Annotated in this window: 18 protein-coding genes; 10 read left to right on the forward strand and 8 right to left on the reverse strand. The window is 59.1% G+C overall.

What is annotated here, in order from left to right:
• Positions 1 to 118: 118 nt before the first annotated feature.
• Positions 119 to 1,552: a sugar porter family MFS transporter gene (locus PGH32_RS21180; RefSeq protein ID WP_337895035.1), complete on the reverse strand. Its 1,434-nt coding sequence runs from the start codon at positions 1,550 to 1,552 to the stop codon at positions 119 to 121.
• A 664-nt stretch (positions 1,553 to 2,216) separates the two neighbouring features.
• Between PGH32_RS21180 and iolG the strand changes: the two genes are divergently transcribed.
• Together iolG and PGH32_RS21190 are read left to right on the forward strand one after the other, a co-directional pair.
• A complete protein-coding gene (iolG, locus tag PGH32_RS21185; protein ID WP_337895036.1) occupies positions 2,217 to 3,218 on the forward strand; it encodes an inositol 2-dehydrogenase in 1,002 nt (333 codons plus the stop codon).
• Between the two features lie 3 nt (positions 3,219 to 3,221).
• Positions 3,222 to 4,181 carry a sugar phosphate isomerase/epimerase family protein gene (locus tag PGH32_RS21190; RefSeq protein ID WP_337895037.1) on the forward strand — a complete coding sequence of 320 codons (960 nt, stop codon included), beginning with the start codon at positions 3,222 to 3,224 and terminating at the stop codon, positions 4,179 to 4,181.
• A gap of 49 nt (positions 4,182 to 4,230) precedes the next feature.
• Here PGH32_RS21190 and PGH32_RS21195 read toward each other — a convergent pair whose 3' ends face one another.
• On the reverse strand, positions 4,231 to 5,106 hold the full coding sequence (locus tag PGH32_RS21195) for a helix-turn-helix domain-containing protein (RefSeq protein WP_314419299.1): 876 nt from the start codon (positions 5,104 to 5,106) through the stop codon (positions 4,231 to 4,233).
• Between the two features lie 352 nt (positions 5,107 to 5,458).
• Positions 5,459 to 6,367, reverse strand: a complete 909-nt coding sequence (locus PGH32_RS21200; RefSeq protein ID WP_337895038.1) for a LysR family transcriptional regulator — start codon at positions 6,365 to 6,367, stop codon at positions 5,459 to 5,461.
• Positions 6,368 to 6,496: 129 nt separating this feature from the next.
• Here PGH32_RS21200 and PGH32_RS21205 point away from each other — a divergent pair, with 129 nt between their 5' ends.
• The 3 genes from PGH32_RS21205 to PGH32_RS21215 are packed head-to-tail and all read left to right on the forward strand — an operon-like array spanning position 6,497 to position 10,208.
• A complete protein-coding gene (locus tag PGH32_RS21205; RefSeq protein ID WP_200547283.1) occupies positions 6,497 to 7,807 on the forward strand; it encodes an MFS transporter in 1,311 nt (436 codons plus the stop codon).
• A gap of 20 nt (positions 7,808 to 7,827) precedes the next feature.
• Positions 7,828 to 8,916, forward strand: coding sequence for a tartrate dehydrogenase (locus PGH32_RS21210; RefSeq protein WP_337895039.1), 1,089 nt, complete (start codon positions 7,828 to 7,830; stop codon positions 8,914 to 8,916).
• A 2-nt stretch (positions 8,917 to 8,918) separates the two neighbouring features.
• The gene (locus PGH32_RS21215; protein ID WP_337895040.1) at positions 8,919 to 10,208 is read left to right on the forward strand and encodes a glycerate kinase type-2 family protein; all 1,290 of its coding nucleotides are present in this window, start codon (positions 8,919 to 8,921) and stop codon (positions 10,206 to 10,208) included.
• Between the two features lie 17 nt (positions 10,209 to 10,225).
• On the opposite strand, the gene PGH32_RS21220 is transcribed toward PGH32_RS21215, so the two are convergent.
• From PGH32_RS21220 to hisD, 4 genes are read right to left on the reverse strand one after another with little or no spacing between them, the layout of a single operon-like run.
• Positions 10,226 to 11,233 (reverse strand): alcohol dehydrogenase catalytic domain-containing protein, encoded by a 1,008-nt coding sequence (locus PGH32_RS21220; protein WP_337895041.1) that lies wholly within the window; start codon positions 11,231 to 11,233, stop codon positions 10,226 to 10,228.
• Positions 11,234 to 11,239: 6 nt separating this feature from the next.
• Positions 11,240 to 12,568: an MFS transporter gene (locus PGH32_RS21225; RefSeq protein WP_337895042.1), complete on the reverse strand. Its 1,329-nt coding sequence runs from the start codon at positions 12,566 to 12,568 to the stop codon at positions 11,240 to 11,242.
• 30 nt (positions 12,569 to 12,598) lie between these two features.
• The gene (locus PGH32_RS21230) at positions 12,599 to 13,354 is read right to left on the reverse strand and encodes an SDR family NAD(P)-dependent oxidoreductase (protein ID WP_314419312.1); all 756 of its coding nucleotides are present in this window, start codon (positions 13,352 to 13,354) and stop codon (positions 12,599 to 12,601) included.
• 9 nt (positions 13,355 to 13,363) lie between these two features.
• The gene (gene hisD, locus PGH32_RS21235; protein WP_337895043.1) at positions 13,364 to 14,677 is read right to left on the reverse strand and encodes a histidinol dehydrogenase; all 1,314 of its coding nucleotides are present in this window, start codon (positions 14,675 to 14,677) and stop codon (positions 13,364 to 13,366) included.
• A gap of 405 nt (positions 14,678 to 15,082) precedes the next feature.
• On the opposite strand from hisD, the gene PGH32_RS21240 reads away from it, so the two are divergent.
• The 4 genes from PGH32_RS21240 to PGH32_RS21255 all read left to right on the forward strand — a co-directional run bounded on the left by PGH32_RS21240 (position 15,083) and on the right by PGH32_RS21255 (position 18,937).
• Positions 15,083 to 15,367: a UxaA family hydrolase gene (locus PGH32_RS21240; RefSeq protein WP_105591934.1), complete on the forward strand. Its 285-nt coding sequence runs from the start codon at positions 15,083 to 15,085 to the stop codon at positions 15,365 to 15,367.
• Positions 15,368 to 15,369: 2 nt separating this feature from the next.
• Entirely contained in the window at positions 15,370 to 16,539 is a 1,170-nt protein-coding gene (locus tag PGH32_RS21245) for a UxaA family hydrolase (RefSeq protein WP_337895044.1), read from the forward strand.
• Positions 16,540 to 16,631: 92 nt separating this feature from the next.
• Positions 16,632 to 17,945, forward strand: a complete 1,314-nt coding sequence (gene dctA, locus PGH32_RS21250; RefSeq protein ID WP_443112823.1) for a C4-dicarboxylate transporter DctA — start codon at positions 16,632 to 16,634, stop codon at positions 17,943 to 17,945.
• Positions 17,942 to 18,937 carry an Ldh family oxidoreductase gene (locus PGH32_RS21255; protein WP_337895046.1) on the forward strand — a complete coding sequence of 332 codons (996 nt, stop codon included), beginning with the start codon at positions 17,942 to 17,944 and terminating at the stop codon, positions 18,935 to 18,937. Before dctA ends, PGH32_RS21255 begins: the two co-directional genes overlap by 4 nt.
• Here PGH32_RS21255 and PGH32_RS21260 read toward each other — a convergent pair.
• On the reverse strand, positions 18,924 to 19,670 hold the full coding sequence (locus PGH32_RS21260) for a GntR family transcriptional regulator (protein ID WP_314419323.1): 747 nt from the start codon (positions 19,668 to 19,670) through the stop codon (positions 18,924 to 18,926). The two genes, PGH32_RS21255 and PGH32_RS21260, sit on opposite strands and share 14 nt — an antisense overlap.
• A gap of 416 nt (positions 19,671 to 20,086) precedes the next feature.
• Between PGH32_RS21260 and PGH32_RS21265 the strand changes: the two genes are divergently transcribed.
• Positions 20,087 to 21,145, forward strand: coding sequence for a YeiH family protein (locus tag PGH32_RS21265; RefSeq protein ID WP_337895047.1), 1,059 nt, complete (start codon positions 20,087 to 20,089; stop codon positions 21,143 to 21,145).
• Positions 21,146 to 21,179 lie beyond the last annotated feature (34 nt).

The following is a 21,179-nucleotide window of genomic DNA, read 5'->3' on the forward strand; positions in this document are numbered from 1 at the left end:
AGCGAACTTACTGGACGTTTTTTGTCACTATAAAGTAACTTTATAACGCAGAGGGTGCTTTACCCAAACCGTGCCAAAGATGTTAGGTCTATCAACAAGCTACATCGTACCTTCTACCCTACTCCCTGAACTTCCTCTCAATCTCTTCCAGCGACAGCCCGCGCGTTTCCGGCAAATACTTAAACAGCAGCACCAGCATCACCACATTACACAGCGCAAACACGCCGAAGGTTGAGCCGCCGCCCCAGGCGTTGAGCATAATCGGGAACAGCGACTGGATAATAAAGTCGAAGCCGAACAGGCCAAATACCGCAATGCCCATCCCCAGCCCGCGTATCCGCAGCGGATAGATTTCCGAGAGCATCAGCCAGAATACCGGCGCAATCCAGCCCTGCATAAACACCAGGAACAGCGACATCAGCGCCAGAATAATGTAGCTGGCACCGGCAAAGTTACCCTGCAGTATGCTCACCCCGTTATGTTCTTCGTAGTGGAAGCAGAGTTTGAACGCCAGGCCAATCATCACCAGCACCAGCGTCACGGCAATCTGGCCGCTGAGGAACATTTTGCGCCGGGGAATTTTGCCGATAATCGCCATGCCCAGCACGGTGGCGATAATCGATATCAGCCCATTGGCAACGGCGGCGGTAACGGCGGCGGCATCGCCCAGTCCGGTCGATTTCAGCACGCTCGGTGCGTAATACATGATGGTATTAACCCCGGTAACGCGCGTCGCCAGCACGATCATCAGGCCAGTCAGGATCAGCTTAATCACCCATTTCTTGCTCAGCTCCTCGCGAATACTCGGCCCGCTGGCATCCAGCGCGATAATCTGGCGGATATCAGCAATCTCTTTCTCCACCTCTTCCGGCTGGCGCACCATCGACAGCACCCTGCGCGCCTCTTTCTCTTTGCCGCGCTGCAGGAAGAATCGCGGTGACTCCGGCATCATCATCATCCCGAACCACAGCAGCACGCCGGGGATCGCCGGGATAGCCAGCATAATGCGCCAGTTGTGGCTCAGTTCCGGATACGCGTTGACGATCCCGGCGTTCACCGAGTAGGCCAGGAACTGGCCGGTCACGATCATCAGCTCGTTAACCGTCACCAGCCGTTCTCGCTGGTTGGCCGGGGCCAGTTCAGCAATATAGACCGGCACGGTCACCGAGGCGCAGCCCACGGCCAGCCCGAGAATAAAGCGCGCCGCCAGCATGGAGGGAACGTCCCAGGCCACCGCCGTTGCCAGCGCGCCGAAGATAAAGATAATCGCCACCCACAGCAGATTTTTCCTGCGTCCCTGGCGGTCGGACAGCATGCCGCCGAACAGCGAGCCAAACGCCGCACCGAACAGCAGCGAAGAGGTAATGAACCCTTCCGCTGCCGGGCTAAGCCCCAGATCGCGGTTCATAAACAGTAAGGCACCGGAAATCACCCCGGTATCGTAGCCAAAACATAAACCGCCAATCGTCGACACCAGCGTAATGCGTTTTATATTTTTCCCGGAGGATTGATCCTGCACGGCTGTATTCTGTCGAGCCAGTTTTTCTTCCATCGTGATTATCTCATCCTGGTAGTCAGATAATATCAGGCAGCGTATTGAGGTAATTAATGGCTGCCTGTTTTCAGGTACAAACACCAACGTCAATAAGTCGTTTTTAAACGCCGCACACCCCTGCGTCGTTTGTTCTATTATTAATCACGAATGAAATTTATATTCCAATGCCGGAAGTTGCTCTGCAACGGATAGCCGTGAAGAGCTGTGAGGCCTTTCACAAAGATCGGCGTTGTGTACAAAAAATCGCCAAATCCACTAAAAACACAATGCCTTGATTTTAATCCAATTTATAGGTAAGCGTCCTGATTTCAAGATCTAAAAATAAACATCTACCTCACAAATAATTCCTCATTGAAACGCCCATTTAACACTCACATCAGTAAGGACTTAGGACAAATTCACGACAATGATATAAGTTTTTATATATTTAACAATAAGTTATATCGCAGCAACTTTTCGCACCCGGTGAGAAATGTTACCTGTATAACAAAATAAAAATTCCACACACAAATATATTGAAACGTAAAATTCACAGATATATTCTTGGGTCTGTGCACCAGGGAGGAATAAGTAGGATTTACCGCCGTTCTTTCTCTCACTATTAAAAATTGCTCTTCGGGCAAACGTTTTTGCACTTAATTTCATTCTGCTGAGGTTTAACATGCTAAAAGTTGCTTTATTAGGTGCCGGGCGCATTGCCCAGGTTCACGCTCGCCATATTCACGACCATCCGGATACCACGCTTTATTCGGTATCGGATATTTACGCGGAGGCTGCGTCAACCCTCGCCGAAAAGTATGCCGCCCGCGTACTCTCAGCAGATGAAGCGATTGCCGACCCGCAGGTTGACGTGGTGCTGGTTGCCACCTCCACCGATACCCATGCCGGTTTTTCCCTGCAGGCCGCCCGTGCCGGCAAGGCAATCTTCTGTGAGAAGCCTGTCGATCTGAATATCCAGCGCGTGAAATCCTGCGTGGCCGAAATCAAAGCGCTCGGCGTGCCGTTTATGATCGGCTTTAACCGCCGCTTCGATCCGAACCACGCCCACCTTAACCGCGCCCTGCGCAGCGGCGAGATCGGTGAACTGGAACATCTGCAAATCTGCTCGCGCGATCCGTCGCCGCTGCCGGACGACTACCTGCTGATTTCCGGCGGTATGTTCCGCGATATGACCATTCACGATTTCGACATGGCGCGCTTCCAGCTTGGCGAAGAGCCGGTATCGGTGTCGGCCATCGCCTCCGCGCTGGTCAGCCCGACGGTGAAAGCGGCCGGAGATGTCGATACGGCGGTGATCACCCTGCAGACCGCCTCCGGCAAGATTGCGGTGATCAACAACAGCCGCCGTTCAGGCTATGGCTACGATCAGCGCATTGAGGCGCACGGCCAGAAAGGCTGTCTGTACGTTCACAACGTGCCGACCACCACGCTGGTGAAAGTGACCGAAGAGTTTGGCGCGCAGGCGCAAAAGCCGCTGCACTTCTTCCTTGAGCGCTATCAGGAGGCGTTCAGCGAGCAGTGGAAAGCCTTTGTTGCCGCGCTGAAAGACAATCGTCCGGTACCCACCAACGCGGACGACGGGCTACGCGCGCTGCTGCTGGCCGAAGCGGCGATCGAATCATTTAAAACGCAGAAAGTCGTTAGCGTTAACCTGGAGGGATAAAAGATGAAAATCGGATTAGTGTCTGACAGCCTGGCCCATCTCCCGGTGGATGAGGTGATCAAAACCGCCGCCGAGCTGAAGCTGGACTGCATCGAGTTCGCCACCGGCAACTGGTCAACGGCCCCGCACCTCAACCTGGAAAAGCTGCTTTCCAGCACCTACGCCCGGGCGGAGCTGAAGAGCAGGCTGGACGATAACGGGCTGACGCTCTCCGCGCTGAACGCTAATGGCAACCCGATGCATCCGGGTGAAACCGGGAAAATTCACTCCGACTGCCTGTATAAAACCCTGGAGCTGGCTAACCTGCTGGGCGTGGAAAACGTCATCACCATGTCCGGCCTGCCGGGCGCGCCGGGCGACAGCTATCCCAACTGGATTGTCACCTCATGGCCACCGGAAACGCAGACCATCCTGAAACATCAGTGGGAAGTGGCCGAAGGCTACTGGGGCAAAACCGCCGAGGCGGCGCGTACCTACGGCGTGAAAATCTGCATCGAACTGCACGGCCAGCAGCTGGCCTACAACCTGCCGACCTTCCTGCAGCTGCGGGAGATTACCGGTGACGTGGTGGGCCTGAACTTCGACCCGAGCCACATTATGTGGATGGGCGGCGATCCGCTGGCGTTTATCCGCCAGGCGGGCAGCATGATCTATCACGTTCACGCCAAAGATACCTTTATCGATACGGTTAACCGCGCCACCGCCACGGCGCTGGATAACCGCCCGATGACGCAGAGCCGCGAACGCAGCTGGTCCTACGTGACGCTGGGCTACGGCCAGACGGAACCGTGGTGGAATGCCTTCTGCTACCATCTGGCGCATTTTGCCAGCCCGGACCTGACCCTGAGCATCGAGCATGAAGATATGAACCTGTCGCGGATGGAAGGCGTGATCAAATCGGTGAATCTGCTGAAGCGCACGGCAACCATTGAGAAGTCCGACTACTTGTTACCGGCTATCTGATCGACAAACAGCCGCTGCACTCAAGCCCGCCGTCCGGCGGGCTTGATCGTTATCCCGCCTTCACCTGAATCCCCTCCATCCACAGCTTTTTGTACTGCGTAGGCGGAATACCGACCACCATTTTAAACACCCGATGGAAGTTGTTGACGCTCTCATAGCCCACCTCGCCGGCGATGGTGGTCACGTCCATATCGGTGTTCACCAGCAACGACTGCGCTTCCCCTACCCGTCGCCGAATCAGGTATTGCTTCGGCGTGTAGCCGGAGAACTTCTTGAACAGGTGGATCAGGTAGAAGCGGGTGATCCCGGACGCCGCCATAATCGACTCCAGGTTAATCGGCTCTTTATAGTGCTCGTCAATAAACTGCTTGATTGAAAGTCCCAGCGAGGCGTCGGTTTTTTCCAGCTGTTCGTGCCGCGCCAGGCAGATATTGCGACAGATCACCACAATCGCATTCAGCAGGTGATGCGTGACCACGCCATGGTGACGCTCGTGATTGAAGATCTGCGCGCAAAGCGCATCAAACAGGCCGCACAGCGCCTGGCTCTGCTCACCTGCCGCAATCACCGCGCTTTTATCGCGACCGATCAGGTGATTTTCAGGCAGCCCGTCGATGTGCAGCTGGCTGATACCACAACTGTAGATCAGCGAATCCTCGCTGACGTGGGGACGTTCATCGTGAACCACGCCCTGGTTAAAAATCAGGATATCACCCTGCTGCGCAAGATATTGGCGGCCGCCGATCAGGTACTGGCCGCTGCCCCTGGCAACAAACATGATTTCCAGCCGGTCGTCATGCTTATGCATAACGCGCGGGATGGCGGACTCTTCGCCCTGGGTTTTACAGACAAACAGCAGTTTCGGCGCGGTATGCGCGGCGTAATCGGGATAGACGGTGACGTCATCCTGGCAGTGGGTCAGCATAACAGCCTCACAGTATTATTTTCACAGCGCGGAACGCTGGCAGGGTCGGGTTTATTCTCTATGAATGTGCACAAGTTGCAAGGCGGGAAGTTGTGGCAGGTATCACGCTAAGATGATGAAATGATTGATTTAGACAGTCAGGGTTACATCACTAATGGTTAAAAATTGCTTTTACGTGATAAGGGTCACACTCAGAAGCGAGCGATGAACTGCTCCGCCAGGCCGTTGTTGCCGGGCTGGAAAGCGGCGAAAGCGAACTGACGCTGAAGGAAATTGCAGAACAAAGGAAGTTAAAGCATCGTGTATAAACTCACCCGACGTGCGGCTGAAGATTTCACCGATATCTATGATGTTACAGCCCCCCGGTCAACGCCCCTTTGTGCTCGTTCAGCAGCCGCAGCATATCCCGCAGATATTCATCCTCGTTCCCCTTCTGCCACGCCACGCTTAAAGGGAGCCCCTTGCTTTGTTCGTCCAGGATCAGCGGAATATACGTGACCTTGTCACCGTTCATATTGCTATAGGAAGCCGGCACCACGGCCAGGCCCAGACCGGCAGCGACCAGGCTCAGAATGGTCTGCTTCTCTTCGGCATACTGCGCGATATGCGGCGTAAAACCGGCATGTTTAAACAGGCTCATGGTGAGATCGTGGCTGTGCGGGCGGGTTCGCCGGTCGGCGATAATCATCGCGGCCTGGCTGAAATCCGCCACCGAGACGCTGCCCTTTGCCGCCAGCGGATGGCTGACCGGCACGGCCAGCACGCAGTGCTCACGGGTGATAAAGCGCACCGCCAGCGAGGCATCCAGCGTCTGCGGTGCGCGAATAAAGATCATATCCAGCCAGCCGGATTTTAATTTAGGCAGCAGGTTAATGGTTTTATCTTCGATAATATGGATATCGGTATCGGGATGCTGCGCCAGAAATAAGTTCAGCAGCGCCGGAACTAATCCCCTGGCGGCGGTATCCATCGCGCCGATTCTTAACGTTCGGCGATCGTCTTTTATTCCGACTTTAAATCGCGCCGCCAGCGCATCAAACCGATCGATAATATTGCTGGCTTCGTCGAAAAATATTGCCCCCTCGGCGGTGAATGAAACGTTGCGCGTTGAGCGATTCAACAACCGTACCCCGAGGTCCTCTTCCAGCAGTTTGATAAAGCGAGAAAGTGACGCAGGCATCATTTCCATTCTTTGGGCCGCCCGGCCAAAGTGCAGCTCTTTGCCGACTGCAACAAAGCAACGTAGTTGATTTATATCCACTTTCCCCTCGCCAAAAGATTATTCAAATACTTTATATAATCCTGCCCTGATGATCTGCCCGGACAAATCAGCATACTGAACTTGATTACAAAATAATAACACCCCCTACACAATCCGGAGCACTTATCTATGAACACGTCCCTCGAAAAAAGGGTAATGCGTAAAGTGACGTTGCGCATTGTGCCCTTTATCATCCTGCTCTACTTCATCGCTTTTCTCGACCGCGTGAATATCGGTTTTGCCGCTTTAACGATGAATCAGGACTTAGGTTTTTCGCCCACGGTATTTGGTCTGGGCGCGGGGATCTTCTTTCTCGGTTATTTTCTTTTCGAAGTGCCCTCCAATCTGATCCTGCATAAAGTTGGTGCCCGTATCTGGATTGCCCGCGTGATGATCACCTGGGGGCTGGTATCGGGCTGCATGGCCTTTGTGCAGGGCACCACCAGCTTCTACACGCTGCGATTCCTGCTCGGTGTCGCCGAAGCCGGATTCTTCCCCGGGATCATTCTCTATCTCAGCTACTGGTTCCCGGCAGCGAAGCGCGCCCAGGTGACCGCTATTTTTATGGCTGCGGCACCGCTCTCCACCGCGCTGGGTTCACCGATTTCCGCCGCGCTGCTGGAGATGCACGGGCTGTTCGGCTACGCCGGATGGCAGTGGATGTTTGTGCTCGAAGCGATACCGGCCGTGGTGCTGGGCGTGGTGGTGCTGTTCTGGCTGACCGACCGCCCGGCGAAGGCGAAATGGCTGACCGATGAGGAACGCGAGTGGCTGCAAAATACCATGCAGCAGGAAGAGCTGGCGCGGGCGGCGAAACAGAGCCACAGCAGCGCATGGCGCGGCCTGACCGACCGCCGCGTGCTGGCCCTGGCGCTGGTCTATTTCGGCACCTCGGCGGGGCTGTACACGCTGGGCATCTGGTCGCCGCAGATTATTCACAGTTTTGGCGCTTCATCGCTGGAACTGGGCTTTCTGAACGCCATTCCGGCCGTGGTGGGCGTCATCGCCATGATCCTCTGGGCGCGCCATTCCGACCGCACCAATGAACGCAGCTGGCACGTGATCGCCGCCTGCCTGCTGGCCGCCGCCGGGCTGATCTACGCCGGTAACGTCAGCTCACTGCTGGCGGTGATCCTCGCCCTGACGCTGGTCACCGTGGGCATCAGCGCCTCCAAACCGCCGCTGTGGAGTATGCCAACGCTGTTCCTCAGCGGACCGGCCGCCGCCGCAGGCATCGCCACCATTAACTCCATCGGCAATCTCGGCGGCTTCGTCGGCCCGATGATGATTGGCGTGATCCGCCAGCAGACCGGCAGCTACACCTGGGGACTCTATTTCGTCGCCGGACTGCTTGCTATCTCGGCCATCACCGTTCTTATCCTGTCGGCAAAAAAACCGCAGGCGCAGGCAGCTGATGCCCCGCATCCCCGTACTCACTGATATCAAACTGGAGAAACAACATGCGTAACTACTCTATTGCCGCCATTCCCGCCGACGGTATCGGCCCTGAAGTGATTTCCGCCGGCGTTGAAGTGCTTCGCGCGCTGGAACAGCAAAACCCGCAGCTCAGGTTTGCTATTGAAACCTTCGACTGGGGTTCTGATTACTATAAACAATACGGGGTGATGATGCCGGAGGACGGCCTGCAGACGCTGAAAAAGTTCGACGCCATCTACTTTGGCGCGGTCGGCGCGCCGGATGTGCCGGACCATATCACCCTGTGGGGACTGCGGCTGCCGATCTGCCAGGGCTTTGACCAGTACGCAAACGTCCGCCCGACCAAAATCCTGCCCGGCATTATCCCGCCGCTGCGCAACTGCGGACCGGGCGATCTGGACTGGGTGATCGTGCGTGAAAACTCAGAGGGAGAGTATTCCGGTAACGGCGGCCGCGCGCACCGTGGCCTGCCGGAAGAGGTCGGCACCGAAGTGGCGATCTTCACCCGCGTCGGCGTGACCCGCATTATGCGCTATGCCTTTGCCCTGGCGCAGTCCCGCCCGCGCAAACTGCTGACGGTGGTGACCAAATCCAACGCCCAGCGGCACGGGATGGTGATGTGGGATGAAATCGCCGCTGAAGTGGCGCAGGAGTTCCCGGACGTCAACTGGGACAAAATGCTGGTGGATGCGATGACCCACCGCATGACGCTGCATCCGCAGAGCCTGGATACCATCGTCGCCACCAACCTGCACGCCGATATTCTGTCCGATCTGGCCGGGGCGCTGGCGGGCAGTCTGGGCGTGGCACCGACAGCCAATATCGATCCGCAGCGCCGCTTCCCGTCGATGTTCGAACCGATTCACGGCTCGGCATTCGATATCACCGGCAAAGGCATCGCTAATCCGGTTGCCAGCTTCTGGACCGCCGTGCAAATGCTGGAGCACCTGGGCGAACGCGAGGCCGCCGCGCTGGTAATGGAGGGCATCGAAGACGTCTGCGCGAAAGGCATTCTGACCCCGGACGTCGGCGGCAGCGCGACGACCGCCGAGGTTACCCGGGCGCTGGTCAGCTTTATTACGGCCAAAGCCCCCATCGCCGAGAGCGCATAACGATGACCAATCCACAGGCCGCAGAGATGCTGCGGCAGATCTTTATTCGGGCCGTCGACAGCGCCCGCCCCGGGCCGGTTATCCCGCCCGCGCTGCCGGCTAAACCCGCTGGGCGCTGCGTGGTGATCGGTGCCGGTAAGGCTTCCGCCGCCATGGCGGCGGCGGTGGATGCGGCCTGGCCGGATGTTGACCTCAGCGGCGTGGTGGTCACCCGCTACGGTCACGCTGTTCCCGCTGGACGCATTCGCATCCTCGAAGCGGCTCATCCGGTAGCCGACGCGATGAGCGAAACGGCGGCGCTGCAGATCGTTGAAGCCCTGCGCGGGCTGACCGCCGACGACCTGGTGCTGGCGCTGATCTCCGGCGGCGGTTCCGCCTTAATGGCGCTGCCGCTGCCGGGCCTGACGCTCGGCGACAAGCAGGCGATCGCCCGGGCGCTGCTGCACAGCGGAGCAAGCATCAGCGAGATGAACCTGGTGCGTCGCCATCTCTCCGCCGTGAAGGGCGGCAGGCTGGCGGCGATGGCCCATCCCGCACGGGTGGTATCGCTGATTATCAGCGACGTTCCCGGCGACAATCCGGCCGACGTCGCCTCGGGTCCGACGGTGGCCGACGGCAGCCAACCTGCGGATGCGCTCAGGGTGCTTGAGCGCTACGGTATTGCGGTGCCTGAGGCGGTGCGTCAGGTTCTGAACGCCGGGGATCGGGCAGGCAGCGAAAGCCACAGCCCGACGCTGCGCGATAATTCGGCGGCATTAAGTGAGGTTAAACTGGTTGCCACGCCGGCGATGGCGCTCAACGCCGCCGCTGATGCCGCCCGACGGCTGGGCTTAACCCCGCTGATCCTCGGTGACGCCATTGAAGGAGAGAGCCGCGAGGCCGCTATCGTGATGGCCGGGATCGCCAAATCGGTCAAGCAGTACGGGCAGCCGCTTTCCGGCCCTGCGGTACTGCTCTCCGGGGGCGAAACCACGGTGACGGTGGCCAATGGCCGGGCAGGAAAAGGCGGGCGCAATACCGAGTTTCTGCTCAGCCTGGCCTGCGCGTTGAAGGGGGAAAACGGGGTCTGGGCCGTCGCCGGGGACACCGACGGCATCGACGGCACCGAAGATGCCGCCGGGGCAATCATCAGCCCCGACACGCTGGCGCGCGGCAGGTCGCGCGGGCTGAATGCCTCTGACTATCTGGATGCCCACGACAGCTACAGCTATTTCCACGCCACCGGCGATCTGCTGATCACCGGCCCAACGCTGACCAACGTTAACGACATCCGCGCGATTCTGATTGCCTGAAAGAACGATCCCCTGGCTCAGGGGATCAACAGAATCTTCGCCGCCGAAACCCGTTGCGATTCCAGATCGTCAAACGCCTGCTGGCCCTCCGCCAGCGGGCGTGTTTCCACCCAGTCCAGCGGCCCAAGCGCCCCTTCCCCCAGCATTTTCAGCGTGACGCAGAAATCATCCATGGTATAGGTGTAGGTGCCGAGCAGGGTGATTTCCGCCAGCGTCAGCTTGCGCATATCGATTTCACTGGCCCACGCCTGCAGGCCGATGTGCATCACCACCCCGCCGGGTTTCACCGCCTGTAGCGCCATCTGCCGCGTCGGGGCCGCACCCACCGCATCGATAACCAGCTGCATCTGCGCCTCTTCAACCGGGGTTTCCAGCGGATTAATGCCGACGCAGCCGGTATGCCGCACCGCCGCCTCCCGCCGCAGGCCGTTGGTTTCCGCCAGAGTGATATCCCGGCAGCCCCAGGCGCGCAGCACCAGCACCGTCAGCAGGCCGATAGCCCCGCCGCCAATTACCAGCGCCCGCGTTTCCGCCAGCAGCAGGGTTAACGCTCGCTGCGTCAGCTTTAGTGCGTGAACTACCGTGGCGGCAGGTTCCGTCAGGGCGGCGTGCTGCACGGAGAGCGAATCGGGCAACTTCACCACCGAACGGGCGGGGATCTTCATAAACTCGGCAAACGCGCCCGCCCAGTCCATGCCCACCATATGGCGGTCGCTGCACAGATTATCGCGCCCCTGGCGACAGAATTCGCACTGCCCGCAGGTAATCAGCGGATTGGCCGTGACACGGTCACCGATGCGGAAACGCGCGGACTGGCTTTCCACCACCTCACCCGCCAGTTCATGGCCGAGGACCAGCCCGGGCTGACGACGGGGATCGCTGCCGTGGAACGCGTGCATATCCGAGCCGCAGATCCCGGCGGCACCGATGCGGATCAGCACCAGCTCGCTGCCGTCCTCCAGCTGGGGATAAGGGCGTTCCTCAACGCTGACCCGGTAAGGTTGGGTATAAACTAATGCTTTCATCGTTCCTCACTTCATCGTTAAGGTCTGGCCCATCGCCAGACGACCGGCACCGTGGGTACGACGCCATAAATAGAGCGCACAGGCCGCGCTGATCAGACCGATAATCAGGACATAGGCGCAGATCAGCCACGGTTTCCCACCGAGCATTTCGGAGAAAATCGTCGCCAGCACCGGGGTCAGTCCGCCGGCAAAGACGCCGGAAATCTGATAGGCAAAGGAGATGCCCGTATAGCGAATCGAGGCGTCAAAACAGTCCGAGTACACCGACGACAGCGTGCCGAAGACCGCCGCATGGAAGATGCCGAACGGGATAACAATCGATGCCCAGATAATCCAGATGTTATCCGCATGGCCGTGCATCAGCGCAAACGCCGGGAAGGCAGAAAGGCCGGAGAGCGTGGCGCCCATGGCGAAGATCTTCGCCCGACCGTAGCGGTCGGCCATATAGCCCCAGAACGGAATAAAAAAGCTCATTACAAAGGCGCTGGCGAGGATGGCCACAATGGCCTGCCCCCGGGGAACATCCAGCGTCTGAGTCAGCCAGGTCAGCGAGAACACGCCGAAAATATTGAAGAACACGCCGTCGATCAGCCGCATCCCCATGCAGGTAAAGACCAGCCCGGTATGCTTACGGAACAGCTCCACCAGCGGAATGCGCTTCGGCTTATCCTTCTGCGCCTCTTTCGCCCTGAGGAAATCTTCCGTTTCCGCCACGTTGTTGCGGATGTAGGTGCCGATAATCACGAACACGCCGCTGAGCAGGAACGGCACGCGCCAGCCCCAGGACATAAACGCCTCATCCGTCAGCAAAAGTGACGCCAGACCAATGGCCCCCGAGGCCAGCAGCAGTCCGAGCGACATGCCGATCTGCGGAATGCTGGCGAAGAAGGCCCGGTGTTTTTCCGGTGCCGACTCATAGGTCATCAGAACCGCGCCGCCCCATTCACCGCCCAGGCCAATCCCCTGAATCAGACGACACAGCACCAGCAGGCACGGTGCCCAAAGCCCGATCTGGTGATAGCTGGGTATCAGGCCGATAAACACCGTGGCCCCGCCCATAATCACCAGCGTCAGGATCAGCATTTTTTTGCGGCCCAGCGTATCGCCAAAGTGACCAAAAATAATGGCCCCCAGCGGACGCGTTAAGAATCCAATGGCGAACACGCCGTAGGAAAGCAGCGTGGTGATAAAGGGATCGCCCTCCGGGAAATAGAGCTTGTTAAACACCATGCCGGCGACGGTGCCGTACAGGAAAAAGTCGTACCACTCGATTGTCGATCCGAACAGGCTCGACACCGTGACGCGCCGCAGGTTACCGCTGGCTGGCTGTTGCATAATGTGTTCCTCTGCGCTGAGAAGTCAGGGTCAGACGGCGCTGTAGCCGCCGTCGACCATCAGTGTTTGCCCGGTGATGTAGGCGCTGGCCTGGCTGGCGAGAAACAGCGTGACGCCGTGCAGATCGGCCATCTCGCCGTTGCGCCCCAGACAGGTGTGGGCCGCATGGCGCTCGCGCAGTTCGTCACTGGCAAACACCGGCCCGGTCAGCGCCGTGGGGAAGAATCCGGGGCCGATGGCGTTACAGTTCACGCCGTCGCGCCCCCAGCGCTGGGCGATGGCCCGCGTCAGCTGCACAATACCGCCCTTACCCGCGCCGTAGGGTGCGCTGTTGTCAAAGGCGCGCAGGGACTGCAGCGAAGCAATATTGATTATTCGCCCCCAGCCGCGCTGCGCCATGCCCGGGGCCAGCGCCTGGGTCATGAAAAACGGTGCTTTAAGATGCAACGCCAGCTGCTGGTCCCAGGCGGCTTCGCTGACGTCCTCAAACGGCTGCCGCAGATTAATCCCTGCCGCGTTGACCAGGATATCCACCGCACCGCACTGCGACGCCAGCGCATTGATTTCGCTGACGCTGCTGACGTCGGCACAGAAATAACGCACCGTCGGTCCCCGCTCGTTCAGCCGCTGCGCCGTTTCCGCCAGCGGCCCTTCGCGGCGGGCGGCGAGGATCACCGAGGCACCGGCCCGGGCTAACGCCTCCGCCATCGCCGCGCCAATCCCACTGCCGCCGCCGGTAACCAGCGCCGTTTTGCCCTGTAGATCAAATAAGGATGCAGGATGCATAAGTTCTCCTTAGCGCGTCACCGGCGTGCCGAGCTGGAAAGCGATGCCGGGGAAATATTTTTCCAGGCGGATTTCGGCGGTGCGGGCGTGGGCTTCCATCCCTTCCAGGCGCGATATCCGCGCGGTGGCCTCACCGATTTGCGGGACGGCTTCACGCGGCATACGTTGCCAGGTCAGCGTTTTCAGGAATTTATGCACCGACAGGCCGCCGGAGTAACGCGCCGCGCCTTTGGTCGGCAGCACGTGGTTAGGCCCGCTGCACTTATCACCAAAGGCCACGGTGGTTTCTTCCCCGAGGAACAGCGAGCCGTAGCAGCTGAGGGAGTCCAGCCACCAGTTCAGATCGCGGGTATGCACTTCCAGATGTTCGGACGCGTAGCGGTCGGAGATCGCCACCACCTCTTCGCGGCTGTCGCACAGGATCACTTCGCCGTAGTCACGCCACGCGCAGCTCGCCGCATCGCGCGCCACCGGCGGCAGCAGATCGATCAGCCGGGGAACCTCCGCCATCACCGCCTCGGCCAGTGCGCGGGAGGTGGTAAACAGCCAGGCGGGCGATTCATGCCCGTGCTCCGCCTGGCCGACCAGATCGCAGGCCACCACGCGGGCATCGGCGCTGTCGTCGGCAATCACCGCCACTTCCGACGGCCCGGCAAACACATCAATGCCCACCTGTCCAAACAGGGTACGTTTGGCTTCGGCAACAAATTTATTGCCCGGCCCCACCACCACATCGGCAGGCGTACCGGTGAACAGCCCCCACGCCATGGTGGAAATCGCCTGCACGCCGCCGAGGGTCATGATGGTGCTGGCTCCCGCCCGGTGGAAGGCGTAAAGCACGCAGGGATGAATCGACTGGCCGAGATAAGGCCCGGAGCAGGCGATAATATTTTTCACCCCGGCGGCCCTGGCGGTCGCCACGCCCATATAGGCCGAAGCGATGTGGGCATAGCGCCCTGCCGGGGCGTAGCAGCCGACGGTATTGACCGGCAGCACTTTTTGCCCGGCGATCAGACCGGAAGGCAGCGTCACCTCGATATCCTTCACCGACTCACGCTGGGCACAGGCGAAGGTGTAAACCTGCTCAATGGCATAGTCGATATCCCGCCGGACGTCGGCGGGGACTTCGCGTATCTGCGCCGCAATCTGTTCCGGGGTCAGAACGATCTCCCCGCTCCATTTATCCAGCGTGTGGGCATAGCGGCGCACCGCCTCTTCCCCTTCGACTTTAATGGTGGTGAGCATCTCTTCAACCACACGACGAGCTTCTGAAGTATTGGACTCCGGGGTCTTAGTTGCTTTTTTTAACCAGGTTACAGACATACGCATCTCCGAGGTTTAAATGTGCCCGACGGCTGTTCATCGCGTCGATACTCCTGTGTCATATATATGACTCACCTATATCTATAATGAGCATTTCCCCGAAGCGCAAAAAACAATCGTATAAAAAGTGATCGCGATCGGCTTCATCCCTCAGAAGTTTATCTGCGATCACATTTTAAGCGGGTTTTGTTATCACCTAATTAATAAAGTGATATCAATCATCGATTTAATCGATTTACTTTTGTTGGGCGCTTCCCACCACCTGCCCCTGCCCCGATCGGCCTTTATTCGTGAAGTCCCTCGCAAAAAAGTAAGCAGGCGGCGAAAAAAATTTTGCTTTCCGCAAGTCATGTAATATATGTCATATACATGAGTTGCATTATTGTTCAAACAGCGGAGGCAGTGATGAGTATTGATTTTGTCGTACATGATGATGGCGATTCTGTTGGGGTGGTCGTGGTGGAAGGCGTGGAAGCAGGCCAGAAACTGACGGGCTGGATCATGGATCAAAACAAAACGATCGAGTTTGCGGTGAAAGATGCCATTCCGATTGGCCATAAGTTAGCCATTCGCGATCTGGCCGTGGATGACACGGTGATCAAATACGGCGAAGACATCGGCCGCGTGGTGGCGGCAATCAAACAGGGCGAGCATCTCCACGTTCACAACGTTAAAACCAAAAGGTGGTAATCATGGAAATCCAGGGAAGCAAGTTTGCAGGCTATCGCCGCGAAAACGGTCGCGTGGGCATTCGCAATCATGTGATTGTGCTGCCGGTGGATGATATCTCCAACGCCGCGGCGGAAGCGGTCGCGAACAATATTAAAGGCACCGTTGCACTGCCGCATCCCTACGGTCGCCTGCAGTTTGGTGAGGATCTGGAGCTGCACTTCCGCACGCTGATCGGCACCGGCTGTAACCCGAACGTGGCGGCGGTGATCGTCATCGGCATTGAGCCGGGCTGGACCCAGCGCGTGGTCGACGGTATTAAAGCCACGGGCAAGCCGGTGGCAGGATTCTGGATTGAGCAGAACGGGGATCACAACACCATCTGCGCCTCATCGCGTAAGGCACGGGAATTTTCGCAGTACGCCTCTGAACTGCAGCGCGAAACCTGCGATATCAGCGAGCTGTGGGTGTCGACCAAGTGCGGCGAGTCCGATACCACCTCCGGCTGCGGCGCAAACCCGTCGGTGGGCAACCTGTTCGATCGCCTGCACGCCAACGGCAATACGCTGCTGTTTGGGGAGACCTCCGAACTCACCGGCGGTGAACATCTGGTGGCCGCGCGCTGCATCAATGACGACGTGCGCACGAAGTTCCAGTTTATGTTCGATCGCTACAGCGCGATGATCGACCGCTGGAAGACCAGCGATCTCTCCGAATCGCAGCCGACCAAAGGCAATATCGAAGGCGGCCTGACCACCATCGAAGAGAAGGCGCTGGGCAATATTCAGAAAATCGGCAAAAAGTGCCGGGTGGACGGCGTGCTGGATAAAGCCGAAACGCCAACCGGGCCGGGGCTGTGGTTTATGGATTCCTCCTCCGCCGCCGCCGAAATGGTGACGCTCTGCGCCGCAGCGGGCTATGTGGCGCACTTCTTCCCCACCGGCCAGGGGAACGTGATCGGTAACCCGATCCTGCCGGTGATAAAAATCTGCGCCAACCCGCGCACCGTGCGAACGATGTCCGAGCACATTGATGTGGATGTCTCCGCCCTGCTGCGCCGCGAAATGACCATGGACGGCGCGGGCGACGCGCTGCTGGAATGCCTGATGCGTACCGCCAACGGTCGCCTGACCGCCGCTGAAGCGCTGGGCCATCGGGAATTTGTTCTGACCCGTATCTTCGAAAGTGCGTAATCTTCCGCCCGCCGCTTCCGGCGGGCATGGCTTTCCCGATCGCCTGCGGCGGTAACCCATCCCGGTTCGCCGCCGCCAGGCACTGCGAGGACATCCGCATGCGATTTCTCAAGCACCTGTACGTCCAGGTCCTCATCGGCCTGGTCGCCGGGGTTGCTGTGGGGTACGCGTTTCCTGATTTAGCCGTTCAGATGAAACCCCTTGGCGATACCTTTATCCGTCTGATTAAAATGGTGGTCACCCTGGTGATCTTCTGCACCGTCGCCATTGGCATTGCCCGCATGGAAAGCCTGAAACAGGTCGGCAAAGTGGGCGGCAAAACCCTGCTCTACTTTGAGCTGATCACCACGCTGGCGCTGATTATCGGCATGGTGGTGGCCAACGTGATGCAGCCCGGCAAGGGAATGAACGTGGATGCCACGAAGCTGGACGACAGTGCGATGAGCCACTACGTTAACGTCAGCGAGCACAGTAAAGGCTTCCTTGAGCAGATCATCCCCGATTCGGTGATCGGTGCCTTTGCCCAGGGTAATCTGCTACAGGTGCTGCTGTTTTCCGTACTGTTCGGCGTGGCGCTTTCGCTGGCCTCCAACCGCAGCGCCTTCCTGACCAAAACCATTGAACAGTGCGGCGAGGTGCTGATGCGCATTGTCGAACTGATTATGCGGCTGGCCCCGCTCGGCGCGTTTGGCGCAATTGCCTTTACCGTCGGTAAATACGGCCTGACCTCGCTGCAGCACCTCGGTATGCTGATCGTCTGCCTGTATATCACCAGCTTCCTGTTTATCGGTGGCGTGCTGGGGCTGATCTGTAAGCTGGTCGGCGTCAGCCTGTGGCGGCTGATCGTCTACTTCCGCGAGGAACTGCTGATCGTGCTGGGTACCTCGACCACCGAGTCGGTGCTGCCGCGCCTGATGGTGAAAATGGAAAAACTCGGCTGCGACCGGGCCATCGTTGGCCTGGTGCTTCCCACCGGATATTCCTTTAATCTGGACGGCGCGGCGATTTACCTCACCATGACGTCGTTGTTTATCGCCCAGGCCACCAATACGGACCTTACCCTTTGGCAGCAGATGGGCCTGCTGGTGATCCTGCTGCTGACCTCCAAAGGCGGCGCGGGGGTGGCCGGGGCGGCGCTGATAGCGCTGACCGCGACGCTGGCTACGCATAATATTATTCCCCTGGCGGGGATCACCCTGGTGCTGGGGATAGACCGGATCCTTAATGAAATGCGCGCGGTGACCAATATGATTGGCAACGTGGTGGCCACACTGGTGATCGCCCGCTGGGAAAATAAGCTGGACCTGGCCCAGGCGCTGGAAGAGCTGCGGACCGGACCCGGTAAAATGGTCCTGCCGGATGCGCCTCTCCCCGATACCGAAGAAGAAGGAAGCACAACACGATGAGCCACGAAACGATTGCCCTGGACGACCTCACCCGCCTGGGGCAACGCACGCTGCTGAAGCTGGGGGTGGAGGTTCAGGCCGCCGCCGATACCTGTGCGGCGCTGATGGCCGCCGAGCGGGCGGGCATTCCCTCACACGGGTTTGCCCGGCTGCCTTTCTACCTCGATCAGCTGGCCAGCGGCAAGCTGAACGCCCACGCGCAGCCCTCCATTAGCCAGCGCGGCGCGGTGATTAACGTCAACGCCGATTCCGGGCTGGCCTTCCCCGCCGTGCAGCGCGGGCTGGATCGCGGCATGGCGCTGGCGCAGGAGTCCGGCATCGTCAGCGTGGCGATCGGTCATTCGCATCACTTTGGCATGGCGGGCTACTACGTCGAGCAGGCCGCACGTCAGGGTTTAGTGTGCCTGGCGCTCAGCAACGGTCCGGCGGCGATGGCCCCATGGGGCGGCAGCGTGCCGCTGTACGGCACCAACCCGGTGGCCTTCGCCTCACCGCGCGAGCAGGGAGAGCCGCTGGTGATCGACCTGTCGCTGTCGGAAGTGGCGCGCGGAAAAATCATGCTGGCCAGCCAGAAAAAGGAAGCGATACCGCTGGGCTGGGCTATCGATCGCCAGGGCAACCCGACTCAGGACGCGGACGCCGCGCTGGCGGGCAGCATGGCACCGGCAGGCGGATCCAAGGGAGCCGCGCTGGCGCTGATGGTGGAACTGCTGACGGCAGGGCTGACCGGTAGCCACTTTGGCTTCCAGGCCAGTTCATTCTTCAGCGCCGAAGGCGAACCGCCGCATATCGCCCAGCTGCTGCTGCTGCTGAATCCGGCGTTTTTCTCAGCGGGCTATTTGCAGCATACCGAAGCGCTGTTTCGGGCGATGCTCGGGCAGCCCGGCGTGCGTCTGCCCGGGGAGCGGCGCCAGGCTCTCGCCAGGCAGAACAGCGCGACGCTGGACCTGCCCGCCGCGCTGCTGGCAACGCTGCGCCTCAGAGCTGATTAAAGTAGGCGTGATGCCGGGTGAGTACGGTGGAAACGCGGTACTCAACCGGTTTATCCTGAAAATCCCTTGCCGTGCGCCAGATGCGCAGCAGCGCCTCGCCTTCGGTGGCTTCCAGATGCAGTACCTCATCCGGCCCGGCATTCACCGCGGTAATCTGCTCGTGGGCGTTAGCCACCGTACAGGCGTACTTTTGCTGATACAGCTGATAGAGCGTATTCGGCAGGATCTCCGGTTCGCGGTCCATACCGGGGAAGCGCGCCGCATCCACGTAAACGTGCTCCAGTATCGCCGGCGCTCCGTCGAGATCGCGTACCCGCCAGATGTGAATCACCTTGCTGCCCGGCGCAATATCCAGCGCCGCGGCCTCTTCTGCGGAGGCGGAGCGCAAATGCCTCGCCAGCACCCGGGATAGCGGCAGCGAGCGCTCGCCGTTCTCGCGCAGCACGTTAAAGAAGCGAAACAGCGCGCTGTCCGAATCATGGGCGGCCACCACGGTGCCCTTGCCCTGATAGCGGATCACCACGTTGTTGCTTACCAGCTCGTTCAGCGCCTTGCGCAGCGTGCCGATGCTGACGTTATAGGCGTCGGCAAGGCTCGCTTCGCTGGGAATATAGGTGCCCGCAGGCCACTCGCCGGAGGCAATTCTTTCCAGCAGCAGCTGGCTGATTTGCAGGTAAAGCGGCTGGAATATCGCCGATTTCACTTCAGCGGATGATGAAAAATCCTGATTCATACTGTCTTCCTCCGACCGACAGGCGCTGAATAGTTTTGACAGTCATACTATGACATATACAGGAGTTGCAGACATCTTTCCGCGCTGAAATTATGCACAAAAAGGCAGATTTCACCGGAACTGTGAACTCTGTCGACTATTGTACCGGCAGGCCTTCTTAAGCGGATTTGCGTGGATAACCCCACCGTGCCCGAGGAGTAAAAACGAAGAAGATTTATCTTTATTTATCTGAATATTATCAATAAATTTAGTTTTTTTTCGCCCGGCTCTTCTCCGTCCTGCGCTATTCATTACGCCGGCTAAATACCCTGAACTTTGTACGTTTACCTGATATTCAGATTAGTTATAACGATATAATAAATTGTTTTTTCAAACCGATTCGTCGCATCCTCAGTCCTATACATGAGGAGAGAACCATGACCGATATCCCGCTGGTACAGTATTCACACACGGCAAAACGCTTTATCCCGGGCATCCTGCTCACGCTGGCCATTGCACTCGGCACCGCCTGGCTGGGTAATCAGCCGGTGATGTCGGGTCTCGGCCTGGGGGCGCTGACTCTGGCAATTATCGTGGGTATCGTGCTGGGCAACACGGTTTATCCCCTGCTCCACCCGCAGTGCGATGAGGGCGTACAGTTCGCCAAGCAGAAGCTGCTGCGGCTGGGCATTATCCTCTACGGCTTCCGGCTGACCTTTCAGCAGGTGATGGATGTCGGGCTGAGCGGCGTGGTGGTCGATGTGGTGATGCTGAGCAGCACCTTTTTGATAGCCAGCTACATGGGGTCGCGCCTGCTCGGTATCGATCGCCAGACCGCGTGGCTGATCGGCGCGGGCAGCAGCATCTGCGGCGCGGCGGCGGTGCTGGCAACGGCCCCGGTGGTGAAAGCGGAGTCCTCCAAGGTCGCCGTGGCGGTCGCCACCGTGGTGATCTTCGGGACCGCCGGGATCTTCCTCTATCCGTGGATCTGGCATCACGTTGCCCCGCTGATCCCGGGGATTTCCGCTACGCAGTTTGGGGTATATACCGGGTCAACCATGCATGAAGTTGCCCAGGTGGTGGCCGCGGGCCACGCCGTCAGCCCGGAAACCGAAAATGCGGCGGTGATCGCCAAAATGCTGCGCGTGATGATGCTCGCGCCGTTCCTGCTGGTGCTGAGCATCTTCATCAGCCGGGGGGCAACGGAGAGCGGCGCTGCGGCACAGCGCATCGTCTTCCCGTGGTTCGCGCTGATGTTTATCGTGGTGGCGATGTTTAACTCATTCCACCTGCTGCCGCTGCCGCTGGTGGCCGCCGTCAACAGCCTGGATAACGTGCTGCTGGCGATGGCGATGGCCGCGCTGGGGCTGAGCACCCGCATCAGCCAGCTGATGAAGGCCGGTACCCGTCCGTTTGTACTGGGGCTGCTGCTGTTTATCTGGCTGATTATCGGCGGCGGCGCGATCAATCTGCTGGTGCATCATGCGCTGGCTTAACCGGACCGGCGCAGGTGTCGCACGCTCATCGGCC

This window comes from Erwinia sp. SLM-02, from assembly GCF_037450285.1.
GTDB lineage: Bacteria > Pseudomonadota > Gammaproteobacteria > Enterobacterales > Enterobacteriaceae > Erwinia.

Bases quoted from the DNA above. Each gene is read 5' to 3' on its own strand.
- PGH32_RS21180 (WP_337895035.1), bottom strand. From the start codon at position 1,552: ATGGAAGAAAAACTGGCTCGACAGAATACAGCCGTGCAGGATCAATCC.
- iolG (WP_337895036.1), top strand. From the start codon at position 2,217: ATGCTAAAAGTTGCTTTATTAGGTGCCGGGCGCATTGCCCAGGTTCAC.
- PGH32_RS21190 (WP_337895037.1), top strand. From the start codon at position 3,222: ATGAAAATCGGATTAGTGTCTGACAGCCTGGCCCATCTCCCGGTGGAT.
- PGH32_RS21195 (WP_314419299.1), bottom strand. From the start codon at position 5,106: ATGCTGACCCACTGCCAGGATGACGTCACCGTCTATCCCGATTACGCC.
- PGH32_RS21205 (WP_200547283.1), top strand. From the start codon at position 6,497: ATGAACACGTCCCTCGAAAAAAGGGTAATGCGTAAAGTGACGTTGCGC.
- PGH32_RS21210 (WP_337895039.1), top strand. From the start codon at position 7,828: ATGCGTAACTACTCTATTGCCGCCATTCCCGCCGACGGTATCGGCCCT.
- PGH32_RS21215 (WP_337895040.1), top strand. From the start codon at position 8,919: ATGACCAATCCACAGGCCGCAGAGATGCTGCGGCAGATCTTTATTCGG.
- PGH32_RS21220 (WP_337895041.1), bottom strand. From the start codon at position 11,233: ATGAAAGCATTAGTTTATACCCAACCTTACCGGGTCAGCGTTGAGGAA.
- PGH32_RS21225 (WP_337895042.1), bottom strand. From the start codon at position 12,568: ATGCAACAGCCAGCCAGCGGTAACCTGCGGCGCGTCACGGTGTCGAGC.
- PGH32_RS21230 (WP_314419312.1), bottom strand. From the start codon at position 13,354: ATGCATCCTGCATCCTTATTTGATCTACAGGGCAAAACGGCGCTGGTT.
- hisD (WP_337895043.1), bottom strand. From the start codon at position 14,677: ATGTCTGTAACCTGGTTAAAAAAAGCAACTAAGACCCCGGAGTCCAAT.
- PGH32_RS21240 (WP_105591934.1), top strand. From the start codon at position 15,083: ATGAGTATTGATTTTGTCGTACATGATGATGGCGATTCTGTTGGGGTG.
- PGH32_RS21245 (WP_337895044.1), top strand. From the start codon at position 15,370: ATGGAAATCCAGGGAAGCAAGTTTGCAGGCTATCGCCGCGAAAACGGT.
- PGH32_RS21255 (WP_337895046.1), top strand. From the start codon at position 17,942: ATGAGCCACGAAACGATTGCCCTGGACGACCTCACCCGCCTGGGGCAA.
- PGH32_RS21260 (WP_314419323.1), bottom strand. From the start codon at position 19,670: ATGAATCAGGATTTTTCATCATCCGCTGAAGTGAAATCGGCGATATTC.
- PGH32_RS21265 (WP_337895047.1), top strand. From the start codon at position 20,087: ATGACCGATATCCCGCTGGTACAGTATTCACACACGGCAAAACGCTTT.